9 protein-coding genes are annotated in these 13,620 nt (G+C 55.9%); 6 read left to right on the top strand and 3 right to left on the bottom strand.

What is annotated here, in order from left to right:
• The first annotated feature begins 286 nt into the window (after positions 1–286).
• Positions 287–6,445 (top strand): immunoglobulin-like domain-containing protein, encoded by a 6,159-nt coding sequence (locus ACI1P1_RS03675; protein WP_416215007.1) that lies wholly within the window; start codon positions 287–289, stop codon positions 6,443–6,445.
• A gap of 92 nt (positions 6,446–6,537) precedes the next feature.
• Here ACI1P1_RS03675 and ACI1P1_RS03670 read toward each other — a convergent pair whose 3' ends face one another.
• From ACI1P1_RS03670 to ACI1P1_RS03660, 3 genes are all read right to left on the bottom strand, one after another.
• Entirely contained in the window at positions 6,538–7,356 is an 819-nt protein-coding gene (locus tag ACI1P1_RS03670) for a sugar phosphate isomerase/epimerase family protein (RefSeq protein WP_416215006.1), read from the bottom strand.
• 82 nt (positions 7,357–7,438) lie between these two features.
• Positions 7,439–7,708 carry an HD family phosphohydrolase gene (locus ACI1P1_RS03665; RefSeq protein ID WP_416215005.1) on the bottom strand — a complete coding sequence of 90 codons (270 nt, stop codon included), beginning with the start codon at positions 7,706–7,708 and terminating at the stop codon, positions 7,439–7,441.
• Positions 7,705–8,025, bottom strand: a complete 321-nt coding sequence (locus ACI1P1_RS03660) for a YbjQ family protein (RefSeq protein ID WP_416215004.1) — start codon at positions 8,023–8,025, stop codon at positions 7,705–7,707. Before ACI1P1_RS03660 ends, ACI1P1_RS03665 begins: the two co-directional genes overlap by 4 nt.
• Positions 8,026–8,306: 281 nt before the next feature.
• Between ACI1P1_RS03660 and ACI1P1_RS03655 the strand changes: the two genes are divergently transcribed.
• The 5 genes from ACI1P1_RS03655 to ACI1P1_RS03635 all read left to right on the top strand — a co-directional run bounded on the left by ACI1P1_RS03655 (position 8,307) and on the right by ACI1P1_RS03635 (position 13,609).
• On the top strand, positions 8,307–9,350 hold the full coding sequence (locus tag ACI1P1_RS03655; RefSeq protein WP_416215003.1) for an acyltransferase family protein: 1,044 nt from the start codon (positions 8,307–8,309) through the stop codon (positions 9,348–9,350).
• Positions 9,351–10,009: 659 nt separating this feature from the next.
• Complete coding sequence (locus ACI1P1_RS03650) at positions 10,010–10,807, top strand: alpha/beta hydrolase (RefSeq protein ID WP_416215002.1); 798 nt, start codon at positions 10,010–10,012, stop codon at positions 10,805–10,807.
• A 23-nt stretch (positions 10,808–10,830) separates the two neighbouring features.
• Positions 10,831–11,577, top strand: coding sequence for a 5-oxoprolinase subunit PxpB (gene pxpB / locus ACI1P1_RS03645; RefSeq protein ID WP_416215001.1), 747 nt, complete (start codon positions 10,831–10,833; stop codon positions 11,575–11,577).
• A 179-nt stretch (positions 11,578–11,756) separates the two neighbouring features.
• Positions 11,757–12,791 (top strand): 5-oxoprolinase subunit C family protein, encoded by a 1,035-nt coding sequence (locus tag ACI1P1_RS03640; RefSeq protein ID WP_416215000.1) that lies wholly within the window; start codon positions 11,757–11,759, stop codon positions 12,789–12,791.
• A gap of 35 nt (positions 12,792–12,826) precedes the next feature.
• Positions 12,827–13,609: a LamB/YcsF family protein gene (locus ACI1P1_RS03635; RefSeq protein WP_416214999.1), complete on the top strand. Its 783-nt coding sequence runs from the start codon at positions 12,827–12,829 to the stop codon at positions 13,607–13,609.
• The last annotated feature ends 11 nt before the right edge of the window (positions 13,610–13,620 follow it).

Genomic DNA, 13,620 nt, shown 5'->3' with positions numbered 1-13,620 from the left:
GCTTGCGCGGCAGGCCGTTTTTTTTGCGCGTACGCCCAGCATGGGCGTTATCTCTAGGTGGGAGCCCCCAACGTGAGCTAGGATGCCTCCTCTACTTGATTGTATTCCGCAGTTCCGACTATATTCGACAAATTTTTCCTAAATTTGAATCGAAATTGATCTAAATTTGTTAGACTGGCGCTATTTTTGATGCTATAACATAGAGAGATCAGTCTGTTTTATAATTATTTTAGTTTAGGTGCTGTGAGCTCTGAGGGAAGAAAAACGAAAGCAAGGGGAGAAGCGGATGAACAGAAGCTACACCAGAGGAGCAATCATTAGTCTTTTAGGGCTAATGGTCCTATTTGCGGTGATGGGAGGGTGGGCCAAACCGGCGCACGCAGTCATCCTGGATACGGTGAGTGTAACGGCGGATACAACTGCCAAGAAGCAGATCAAGTCCACCAAAATTACCGTGACCATGGATGAGGACGGCAGATATGCGGTCATGCTCAATACGCCAAGCGGACCCAAATTGGCATTTTATAATGGCGAAACTAGCTCTACCTCCAATATTGATGTGCAGGATGACCATGGAAAACGAAGCTGGTACAACCTTGAAATTGAAGAGTTTGCAGTCAGCAATAATGTCATCCGCATGTCAAGAGTCGATCCCGGAGTAGCCCGGTACACCTTGATGCTCTCCATTGTCAATGCGACGCTGGAGGGAGGGTACATGAAGGTTGAAATGAAGATGGAAAACCTGAAGAACACTCCTCAAAATATGGGCACTTTCATTTATTGGGATACCAAAATTGACAAGAATGACGGTTCTCCCTTTGAATTGGTTCCCAACGGATGGCGAAATTTCGATCAAGGCTTTCAGGTTTCCGCCTTCTTTAAGGATACGATGCATGTAACCAAGGCGGATGCCCTGTGGGTAGGCATGTGGAACGATATAACTCTAAGCTGGGACGATAATCCTCGCATGTCCTGGGCTGAGCATGAATCGAAGATCGGAGAAATTGTTACATCCAAGGATACGGCGGCAGCGGCCTGGTATGACCCGGTTTCCGTAGACGCCGGGAAGTCCCGTTCTATCTCGACCATTATCGGCGTAGGACCCAAAAACGAAGCGCCGATTCTGTCGGACCCCACCTTTTCCCCCGAGGTTGATGGGGAAACCTTCAAGTCCGGAGATGAAGTCATTATCGGCGGCAAAGCCGGAAACAATGATGATGTAGGAACCGAGATGGATATTGTCGCCATTGTGGATGACCGTGATGATCTTAGTCAAGTGCTGGGAACGGTGATTGTGCTTAAGGGGGAAAACAAGGACTTCCAATATACCTACACCATCCCCCACGGCTTAACTCCCGGAGCGCACACCCTGAAGGTGTACCTGATGGATGATACGGGTGTAACCTCCACGCTGAAGGAGCTCACCTTCTATATTGCCGCTACCGCCATTAACGGTGCTGCAGATACAACGATAGAAGCGGGCGGAACCTTCGATGCGCTGTCCGGAGTAACTGCGACAGACGCTTTGGGGGCTGACATTACGGCAACCCTGCAGGTAACAGGCAATGTAAACACGGCTGTGCCGGGCACATACACACTCACCTATAGCGTAGCGGATGGGGACGGGGGAACTATTACCGTAACCCGTAAGGTAACGGTAGCCGACCGGACAGCGCCGTCCATTAGCGGTGCAGCTGCCGCAACCATTGAAGCAGGCAGCAGCTTTGACCCCTTGGCGGGTGTGTCGGCTGCGGACCTTGTGGACGGCAATGTCACGCAGAACATACAGGTTACAGGAACGGTAAATACGGCTGTGCCGGGAACGTACACGCTGACCTACAGCGTAACCGATGCGGCGGGAAACACCGCTACAATAAGCCGCATCATAACTGTGCAGGATACTGTGGCACCGGCAGGCTACACAGCCCTGATCGATCAGAATGTGATCAACAGCACGTATGCGCCCGCGGTTTCCTTCCGTTTCTCCGGGGCTGAGTTGGGAGCGGTGTTCCACTACACGCTTACCAGCAATAAAGGCGGAACACCGGTCACCGGAACAGGAACCATTACGGCAGCCGACCAGCTTGTAACGGGGATTAACACCAGTGGATTGGCTGACGGCATGGTCACCTTACACGTATATTTGGTGGATGCTTCGGGTAACCAAGGCAATCCGGCCACAGATATTGTAGAGAAGGATACCACACCTCCCTTAACCCCCACCTTGGACAAGCCGGTTGGCAAAGACGGCATGATTAACGGCCTGGAGAAAACAGCCGTTGGCCTGTCGGGCAGCGCCGAGCAGCTTGCTGTTGTGGAGATTGCGCTGGAGGACAGCGCCGGGAATAAAATCGTGAAGCAGGTGAGCGCGGATGCCGACGGCAAATGGTCACTTGGTTCTGATAAGCTGAATCTGAGCGGATTTCAGGATGGCAGCATCACCGTGCATCTCCGTTCTGTAGACGGAGCCGGTAACTCTTCTGCTCCACAAGGAGAGACCCTGCTGCTGGATACAACTCCTCCCTCGATTGCGGCATTGACAGCAAGCACCGTAGACTGGACCAACGGGAATGTGACAGTTGCGGCCTCCATCCATGACGGAACAGGCACCGGTATCTCCGTGACCAAATATGCGTACGGGGAAGTAACTGCGGCCGCTTTCCAAACCCAGGGAAATTCCTTTGAAGGGTTCTTCACGGTCCAGGAGAATGGAATATACACGGTATATGCCAAGGACGCAGCCGGCAATGAAAGCATCAACACCATCGAAATAACCAATATCGATAAACAAGCGCCTGAAGAGCCGGTTATCACCAGGATGCCGGATCGCGATTTTTACAACCAGGATTTTATCTTCACCGTAACGCCCGGTTCGGATGCGGGATCCGGGATTGCCTACACGGTAACCCGCCAGGTGTATGGAGACGAGATCGGTGAATGGGTGGTTTATACAGGGCCGGTCACCGTGTCCAGAACCGGAACCGTGACCTTGGAGGCCAAAAGCTTCGACCTCGCCGGCAATGAAAGCCCGGCGGCCCACCAAACTGTAGCCATCAACCGAGAGCTTCATGTGTTCCCCACCCTGCTCCTTCATCCGGACAAGGAATACAGCAACGGAGATTATACCGTGTCCATCCGGAAGGAAACAGACAACGGATCGGTAACCGAGGCAACCTATGCACAAGTGTATTACACCTTCACCGGTATGGAGGGTTTTGTACCGTATACCGAGCCTTTTGTGATTGATGTGGAAGGCGTTTATGAAATCAGTGTGAAGGTGATTGACCGTTCCGGAAATGAAACGACGGTTACCAAAATTGTACATCTGGACAAATCCGCCCCGGACACTCAAAACGATATTCTGGCGGAGGATAAAATCATTGCCGGGATGGACGGGCACACCGTGAATATCCGCGGTACAGGCGATCCTACAGACACCATTTGGCTGGCACCGCCGGGTACAGAGGTGTTTACTGAAGGGGATACCATGCACAAAACAGCGGGAAATGCGGATACGATCCAGGCGCCGCCCCAGGATGGCGAATACAGGGTGTATATCATTGACCGCGCAGGCAATATTTCCCCCGCAAGTGAGAAGAAGGTGATTGTGGACAGAACACCGCCTCTCATTCAGGGTGTGGAGGAAGGCGGGATTTACAAGGAATACAGAAGCATTACCATCAGTGACGGGAAGGCTTTACTGAACGGGATGCCATTTGCCAGCGGAAGCACCGTTGCAAAGAATGGAAGCTACACCCTGGTGGCTGAGGATGCCTACGGCAACACCTCAACGGTGAGCTTCACCATTGATAACGATGTGGAAACGGTGAAGAACAGCCTGGATACGCTGGAGATTGTTTATCAGAAGGGCAATCACAAGGATCGGGTGACCAAGGATGTATTCCTTCCGGCGGAGCTGGAGGAAGGAGTGTCGGTGACCTGGGAGAGCAGCAATAAGGACATGATCGGCGAAGACGGAATTCTGGTGCATCCGCCTCTGGAGAACACGGCCGTTACGCTGACCGCCACGGTTCGGAAGGGTTCTGCAGTAGAAACCAAGGTGTTCGTCATCCGGGTGATGGCCGATATTACGGCACCCGTTATCACGCTGAAGGGTGATGCTGAGGTTGTTCTGGAATTAGGCGCTCTTTATGTGGAAAAAGGCTTTACGGCCCTGGATGATACCGACGGGGACCTGACCGGCCAGGTTGTGATTCAAGGGTACTTCAATACCAAGAAGGCAGGCCTGTATACCCTTACCTATAAGGCAGTTGACCAATCAGGCAATGAGGGAATGGTGGAAAGAACCATCCGCGTAGTGGAAAAGCAAGTGTCCAAGGATGCCACCATTGTAGCCGAGGATGATGAGAAGGTAACGGATTCCGTATGGGAGGATGCTGTAGAGGGCGCCAAGGAAACCGGAGAACCCTCCGTGCGCATTATCGTGGAGGATGAGGTGACCACGGCCAATCCGATCAAGGTGAGCATCAGCAAAAAGCAGCTGGAGCATGCCAAAAAAGCGGGCGTCAATATCCAATTCGAAACCCAAAACACGTCTATCCTGATCCCCGTTGATGCGGTGGATACAGCCGGTTTGGGGGCCAATGCCAGACTGCAGCTGGTTGCCGAGCAGGTGAATACTGCCGATCCGGCCAATCATGAGATGGTGGAGGCGGTCAGCAGCATTCATGAATCCATGCGGATTTATGAAAACAGGGTATTTGACTTCAAAATGAGAGTGATTGAAGAGGATGATCAGGGAAATCTGATCCGTGATGAGGAGATTACAAACTTTACCTCCCAGCAGGATATTGCCCTGAGAATTGCAGTGGGGGCAATAAAGGGTGACAAGGCCCTGATGTCCTTCTACTTCAACCCGGGCACCGGCAAGTGGGAGTACGTGCGGAGTAAATATCTGAAGGGCCTGGGTACGGTTGAGATCCTCACCAATCACCTGAGCATCTATTCGGTAATGGAGCTGACGGTGGAGCAGAAGCGCGAGGAGCTCACCAAGCTGATCAATGAGCCTGGTATTACCCTCCGTGAGGTTCTGACCATTCTGGAGGACGAGGATCTGGATCTGGGGGAATACGGCACATATAATTCCTTTAATGCGGAATACAAAAATGATACCGCCCGGGATCTTCTGGATGGAAGAACCGCACGGCCGGATGACCGTTATGTGGATTACCGGGATATGGAGCAGGCATTCAACTCCATCGTCAACCGGATTTACGGGGAGCTTAACCGGGATACCATCGTACCGGAGCTTGTCATAACCGGTAAACAAACCATCAATATTCCCCTTAACGGCCGCTATACGGAGTATGGGGCAACCGCGTCGGACAATCTGGAAGGGGACATTACAGGCAAGATTATCATTACGGGTGAGGTCAATACCGCAAAGGCAGGCATCTACACCGTGACCTATACAGTCTCTGACCTGGCTGGCAATAAAGCTGTGAAGAAGCGGACTGTTCAGGTGTATACCTCCGATGATGATTCCACCCAGCCGGAGAAGACAGCCGGCGAAACTCCGAAAACCCCGGAGCCGGCTAAGGAGATTACGGTTCTGGAGGGCCAGGATTACATCCAAGTCAAGGCCTCCGCTTCCCCGGCGGAAGAACCTGCGGACAAGGAAATGAAGCGGCTAAGCGGTGTGTATGAAATATCCTTTACGGGGGATGCGGCAGGCAAAAGCGGCCAGATCCGCGTTTCTTATGACAAAACCAAAGCCGTTAATGAGGATCACCTTGGTGTGTTCGTCTATGACGAAGGCGCCAGGAAATGGGTGTATCTAGGCGGTACCGTGGACAAGTCCGGCAGCTTCGTGACCGTGAATATGAGCAAACCCGGCAAGGTGGCCGTGATGGAGCTGAGCAAAAGCTTTCCGGACCTGAAGGGGCATTGGTCCAAGCAGGTTGTGGAGCTGTTGGCTGCGCGGCAGATTCTGGATGGGGATGCCGCGGGCAATTTCAACCCGAACATGGGTATTACCAGAGCGGAGTTCGCCACGATTATCACCAAGGTGATGAACCTTCCGGCAGCCGCTGTTACAGCCGACTTCACGGATGTGAAGGACGGGGATTGGTTTGCCCCGTACATTGCGGCAGCCAGACAGGCCGGGATTGTCAAGGGCGTCAGCGAAACCGAGTTTGAGCCGGGCCGGGTGGTTACCCGGGAAGAGATGACGGCCATGGTTATGCGGGCCTACCGCACGACAGAGCATCAGGAGCCGACAGCGGAGCAGATCCGCCAAGCGGAGCAATTTAAGGATTCGGAGCAAATCGGCGGGTGGGCGCATCACGATGTGTATGCCGCCAAGCTCCTCCAATTGATTCAAGGGAGAAGCGCTGACTATTTTGTTCCGGATAGTGAAACCCTGCGGGGAGAAGCGGCCACGCTGATCTACCGGTTTATGCAGGTTTTGGAACAGCAGCAGTAAACAAAGAACCAACCAGGGAACCCACACCAAAAAAAGGCCAGCTCCGTTATCCGGGGCTGGCCTTTTTCCATTGCTGGCACGCAGACGCCATGTTAGGCGAAGTGGCTCTTCATAAAGCGGAGCGCCTCGGCCATCTCGTGGGGGGCGACACTTTCGAATGTCATGTGAACATGGGGCTTATGCTGCTTCAGCAGCTCCACAAACAGCGGGTAATTCAGCGTGCCGTTGCCGGCGAAGGTTTCCTTCACCTTGCCGTCCGCATCCACATACAAGTCCTTGCAATGGGCAAGCACAATGTGGTCGCCCATCAGGCGGAACGCTTCACGGATCCCCTCATCCTGGTCGTGGGGGAATTCCTTGTCCCGCAGGATATTGCAGGGATCGATAACCGCAGCCAGATGGGAGGATTTCACCTCATCGTGCAGCCTTCTCCAGTCCCGTGCCGTGCCGATAATATGGCCGTTGGCAGGCTCGACAGCGACAATCACGCCCCACTTCTCGGCTTCCTCCAGAAGCTCCTCTACCGTGCGGCGGGTCAGCTCCCATGCAGCTTCCGACGGATATTTCTCCGATACATGCCCGGTTTCCGTATCCACGAAGGCGGCACCGAAATGACGGGCCATGCGGATATGCTCCTTGAACCGGTCGATGCCGTAGCGGCGGGCTTCTTCATTGGGATTCACCATGTCGATGTAACAGCCCAGCACCGGGATTTTGACCCCGTACTTGTCAAATTCCTCCGCTACCGCATTGGCCAGCCCGGGGCTCAGCTTGCCCAGCCCGGTATCCACACCGGACAGGGCCTTGGCCAGAGCCAGCTGAACATATTTAAAACCATGCTCTGCCACAAGCCGCGGCAGGGTATCAAGGGGCTGCTGCCCCACACAGTGCGCTAACAAACCAAATTCCATGAACCTGCAACCTCCCGAAAATGTGCTAAAATCCGAACATTTCCATTTTACCACATCAGGAAGTGTAAGTCAGTGGCCCGTTCTATTCCCGGATGTAGTCCCGTTCGCCGGTGTACGGGTTGTAATATACCCGGTAGCGGAGCCCGTCCTTGGGGTCGATGAAAACCTCGGGAGTGGGGAGAAAGCCGTTCTGCGGCTGGTTTTCCCGGCCGGGTGTTTTGGACTTGTAGCGTTTGTCGTACACCAGCCAGCCTAGCACAAGGATAACGATCGGAATTACGATCCACAAAAGTAAATAGAGGAAGGCGAATACAGCGGCAAAATCAAAGCCGGAAGACTCCGCGCCGCTCATTGCCTTATAACCCGGACCGCAGTGCCGTATGCCACAATTTCACTCATGTTATTGCCGATATCGCCGCTGTCAAAGCGCATCATCACAATGGCATTGGCACCCATTGCCGCCGCATTCTGTACCATCCGGTCAATGGCCTGGCGTCTTGCATCCTCGATCATTTGGGTATATTGCTTGACTTCACCGCCCACCAGTCCTTTAAGCGATGCCATAATATCCCCGCCCAGCCCTCTGGCCCGCACTACTACACCGAAGGAGGTGCCCAGCACCTCTGTAACCTCATGTCCTGCAAGATTTTCTGTTGTTGAAATCAACATCTATAATTCCTCCTCTTCTCGGATGCCTCTTCTTATAACTTCTTACCCTATATACGACGGGATCGCCGTAAGGTTTCTTCCATTTTGTGAATAAGGCTTCATGCATATTCTTTATAAGAACCATTTTTAGGTGAAAAATGTTTTATTTTGGTCAAAATGATGTGAACTCTTTTTGACAAGAGGCGGCTGCTTATCGACCGCGGGAATAGGGGATTGCTATATTGTAGGGGAGAAAACATATATAGCGGCACCTACTGCGGCGGATGGAGTGAACGGCAGAAATGGGAGAAAATAAAGCAGGCTTATCGGGAGATACGTTTTTGATCAATACCCGCTTTTTATTGATTGTCAGTGTGTTTGTGGGCAATATCATTGAACCCCTGATTGGCCGGAACGAAGAAATGCGGGCGCTGTTTCTTTGGATTTTTTCCTTCCATATGCCCCTGTTTGTGTTTGTTACCGGATATTTTGCCCGTTATTCCCTGACCGGACAGCCGGGGAAAAAGGTGCTGCAAACCATTGCACTCCAATATTTTATCTTCCAAACGTTATACTCCGTGCTGGATATCCTGGCGTTCCAGGTGCCTGGCATCAAACATTCCTTCTTTATGCCTTACCTGCTGTGCTGGTTTCTAATGGGACATATCATCTGGCGGCTTATGATGCTGCTGTTCACCTTCCTCAAGCTGAAGCATCCGGTGCTTGCTGCGGTAGGCATTGCCGTTCTCATCGGCTACGGCGGATTTGACGGCGGGGTACTGAGCATCACCCGGGCATTAGTATTCCTGCCCTTTTTCGTCATCGGTTATTATTTCGATTATACCCGCTTCCGCGCATTTCTGTCCGGCTACCGACGGGTGATCGCCGCCGCTCTGTCGGTTGGCCTGTTTATCTACTTCGCCGCCAATGCCATGGAGCTTCAACCCCGCTGGCTGGTGGGTGCCCTGAATTACACCCAGATGGGCCACGGCGAATGGTACGCAGGTCTCTACCGGCTGGTGCTGTACGGACTTCAGTTGGTTGCATCCGTCGGGCTGCTGGCCTTTGTTCCCCACGGCAAATCCATCATGACCGACTGGGGCACCCGGACCTTATATGTGTTTTTGCTCCATGGGTTTCTAGTCCGCCTTACCGTGTATTCCGGGATCTATGCGCATATTGATCATCCGCTGGAAATCGCGGCCCTTCTGGTTTGCACCATCGGAGCAACGATTCTTCTGGCCCAGCCCTTCGTCAAAAAATGGACCCATCTGGTCATCGAGCCGAACACCTCCTGGTTGAACCGGATGGAGGAGAAGGCAAGAGGTGTGCTTGGAGCCAGGTAAAGAACAACGTGTGGGTTGGCAGCATGTTCACGGGGACAGAGCAGAGTTCCGCCCGTAGGGTGGGGTTCTGCTCTTTTTGCTACCCTGAAATAACATGGTCCGAGCCATAGGCCGGATAGGTTATGGAAGCCTCGATACCGGCAGAGTCGGTTTGATGGGCCTTCTTCGACATGTCATCGTTCCTTGATGCGGCGGGAACCGCAGCGTGAACGGCTAGTTAGAAGTCTGTGGCAGCTGTAACGGAACTCACCAGCTCTTAGAGGCTCAAAAAGCGGGGAATTGGTTTGTTACGGAACTGAGAGCACCTTAGACGGGGGAAGCGGGGTAGAAATGGGGCTGGGTGGCGGGTAAGGGTATCTGAGTTCCGTTAGCGTGGCAATGAGCACCAAAATCCGGTATAAGGGTCGCTTAGCTCCGTAAGGAGTACAGCTCAACCTGTGGAGTAGACCTTTGGCAGCTGCTGGAGAGAAAAAGGAGGGACTAGAGAGAGGGCGGTGGGGGAATAGGGCAGTGGGAGTGGGGAGAAGCCGGAGCAATGGAAATGGCTCTGCGGAAAATCCATATATTCCAAGCCTGCCGTTGGCGGTATAATGGGAGTTGCAATGTGTACAAAATGGATAGCCAACATGTCTGACAACCTTTGAATGGGGGATATTTCAATGGAACGTATCGAGTTATGGCCGGAAGGGGCGCCATACAGCAAAGGCGAGGAATTGGAGGACCGTCCGGCGCTTACACCGTATCTGCTGGAGGGGGCGGGGGCCAATGTCCCTGCCGTGGTTGTGCTGCCGGGCGGCGGCTACGGCATGAGGGCGTATCATGAGGGGGAGCCTATTGCCCAATGGCTCAATTCCCTGGGATTTCATGCTTTTGTACTGAGCTACCGGGTTGCGCCGTACCAGCATCCCGCACCGCTTTCCGATGCCCAGCGGGCGTTGCGTTATGTCCGCTCCCGGGCGGAGGAGTGGGGAATCGATTCCGGACGTTTGGGGATTCTCGGGTTTTCCGCTGGCGGGCACCTGGCGTCTACTGCCGGTACCCATTATGATGCAGGCGACGCCGCCGCACAGGATCCGGTGGAGCGCTTCAGCTGCCGCCCCGATTTTATGGTGCTGTGTTATCCTGTTATTTCCATGGGGGAATTCCGGCATGACGGGTCCCGCACCAACCTGCTTGGCCCGGAGCCGTCGGAAGCGGATATCCGGCTTTTCTCCAATGAGCTTCAGGTAACGGCGGATACGCCGCCTACCTTCCTGTGGCATACCTCCGACGACCCGTCTGTTCCCGTTGAGAATGCCCTGTTGTTCGCAGGGGCGTTAAGCCGCTGCAAGGTTCCTTTTGAGCTGCATTCCTTCCAATCCGGTTCCCACGGGCTGGGGTTGGCGGAGGATCATCCGGAGGCTTGGGTATGGCCGGAATTATGCGCACGCTGGTTTAAGCGGCGGGAGCTCATTTAAGGCTCTGTGAGGAGGCGGGGGATGTGAAAGCGGATAAAAGTAAGCTTCTGGTGTTCCGCTCCATGGGTGAGCGGGCGGTAACGGTAAGCCTGGGCGGATCAGACAGTTCCGGTATCGCTCCGGGCTTTTGGCTGCCTTTTGTCCGGCATCTGGAGGCGTCGCCCTTTCCCGGCTTTGTGGAGGCGGTGGCGGGTATCCATACCGCTACTGTTTATTATGATCCCTATCTTCTGTACCGGGGATTGGACAAGATCATGCCGGTATGGTCTGAGCTGGAGGCTCTGCGGCCGGAAAGCCTGCAGGATGTGGTATGCGGCCTGCTGGAGCTGGAATGGGACAAGGTGCAGGAGCAGCCAGAAGCCCTGCCTAGGCTGATCGACATTCCTGTGCGTTATGGAGGACCGTGGGGACCTGACCTTAAGGAGGTGGCCGCCTTATGCGGTACCACTCCGGAAGAGTGGATCAGGCAGCACAGCACTGCGGAATACCGTGTGCTGATGATCGGGTTTGTGCCGGGTTTTCCGTATCTGGACGGGCTGCCGGAGCAGCTGGCAGTTGACCGGCTGCCTACCCCCAGGCTGCGGGTTCCGGCAGGCTCCGTTGCGGTGGGCGGAAGCCAAACGGGCATCTACCCGCTGGAATCCCCCGGTGGCTGGAGACTGGTGGGCCGGACGCCTCTTTCCTTGTTCCGGCCAGACCATACGGAGCCGTCGCTTTTGCGGACGGGGGACAGGGTCAGATTTGTGCCTGTGGAGGAGCGGCTGCCCTGAAGGAACAAGGCCCCTGCCGCAGGCGGGATGTTCATCCTGCGGTATCGGCCATACTTTTAGACAGATGAAACAGTTAGAGGTGTTATGGTTATGAGGGGAATCGGGAAGGGGAAGCTTACTCGGGAAACATTCTCCCTTGCCCGGTTCAGATTGGCAGAAAGAGGTGGATGGCTGTTCGCATGATGACGCAAGACGATATGCTGGAAGCCGGAGCTCTCCACGTGCTGGCTCCCGGATTGTCCACTACGGTGCAGGATCTGGGCCGTTCCGGCTTCCGTGACGCTGGTGTTCCTGCGGGGGGAGCGGCTGACCCGCAGGCCTTGGCCATAGCCAACCTGCTGGTGGGCAATCGGCCCGGTGCGGCGGGGCTGGAGCTTACCTTGTCCGGGCCAACACTCATGTTCGGGTGTGAAGCGGCTGTGGCGCTGTGCGGCGCTCCTTTTGAGGCCTGGCTGGACGGTCAGGCCCTGGAGCCTATGCGCCCGTATTATGTGCCGGCGGGCGCGGTGCTAACCATCCGGCGTGCTGCCGCAGGCTGCCGGGGGGTATTGGCTGTGGCGGGCGGCATCGCCGTGCCGGAGGTGCTGGGCAGCCGCAGCACCTATGCCCGCGCCCGCCTGGGCGGGTTTGGCGGCCGTCCCCTGCAGGCGGACGACCTGCTGCTCTTGGGGCCGCCGTCCGGCACAGCCCGGCGGCTAGTGGCTCTGCTGCGCCGGCAGCCCGGCGGGCGCAGCGGGTTTGCAGCGGCGCCGGGGCTGGCCACGCCGGCGCCGCTGCCAGGGCAGGCGGCCTGGACGGTCCGCGCGTTGCGCGGGCCGGAGGCCGCCCTGTTCGCGCCGGAGGTGCTCCGGCGCTTCTTCGCCGGGCCGTACACGGTGCGGCCCGAAGCCGACCGCATGGGCGTGCGCCTGCAGGGCACGCCCATAGATACCACCGCTTCCATGGTATCGGAAGCGGTAGCCCCGGGAGCCGTCCAGGTGCCTCCGGACGGCCAGCCCATTGTGCTGCTGCCGGACTGCGGCACCACAGGAGGCTACCCCCGCATCGCCCAGGTGGCGGCGGTGGACCTGCCGCTGCTGGGCCAGCTGCGTCCCGGAGTGCAGCTCCGCTTCCGGGAGATCGAACTGGCGGAAGCGGAGGAGCTGTATCTGGAGCGGCGTATAGCACTGGCCCGCTTCGAGGCCGCATTGTTGCATTGGTTTGGTGAAGAGTAAACGTTGTTTGCGCTAAAAAAGGAGGAGAAGGTCTCATGACGGAAGGTGCCGGCGGCCAACCCGCTGTGGATTTGAACTGCGATTTGGGAGAGAGCTTCGGCCCTTACCGGATGGGGGACGATGCCGCTATTTTGCCTTATGTGACCTCCGCCAATATCGCCTGCGGCTTCCATGCGGGAGATCCTGCGGTGATGGCAAGCACCGTCCGGCTGTGCCTGGAGCATGGGGTCAGAATCGGTGCCCACCCCGGCCTGCCGGATCTTCAGGGCTTCGGCAGGCGCGAGCTGCGTTTGTCTCCCGAGGAGATTTATGGGGCGGTGCTGTACCAGTTGGGAGCCTTGGAGGCTTTTTTGCGTCCCTACGGGGAACGTCTGCATCATGTGAAGCCCCATGGCGCCCTCTACAATATGGCGGCGGCTGACGGGGTGTTGGCCCGGTCTGTGGCGGAGGCCGTCCGGGACTTTTGCCCATCGCTTCTGCTCTACGGCCTTGCAGGAAGTCGGCTGATCCGGGCCGGACAGGATGCAGGGCTGTCTACGGTTTCCGAGGTTTTCGCGGACCGGGGCTACCGTCCGGACGGCAGTCTCACGCCACGGCAGGAGCCGGGAGCTGTTGTTCATGACAGCAGTCAGGCCATCGCCCGGGTGCTGGAGATGGTGCGGACCGGCGGGGTTGCCGCCTCGGACGGCAGCCGGGTAGCCATGGCCGCAGAGACTGTATGCATCCATGGGGATCATCCCGGGGCAGCGGAATTTGCCCGGCGTATCCGTCTGGAGCTGGAGGAGAACGGCATCCGGGTTTGCCCGCCAATGGGCTGATCCGTGCAGGA

It is taken from the genome of Paenibacillus mesotrionivorans (assembly GCF_046098205.1).
Classification (GTDB): Bacteria; Bacillota; Bacilli; order Paenibacillales; family NBRC-103111; genus Paenibacillus_AR; species Paenibacillus_AR mesotrionivorans.
This window is presented reverse-complemented; position numbering and strand designations above follow the sequence as displayed.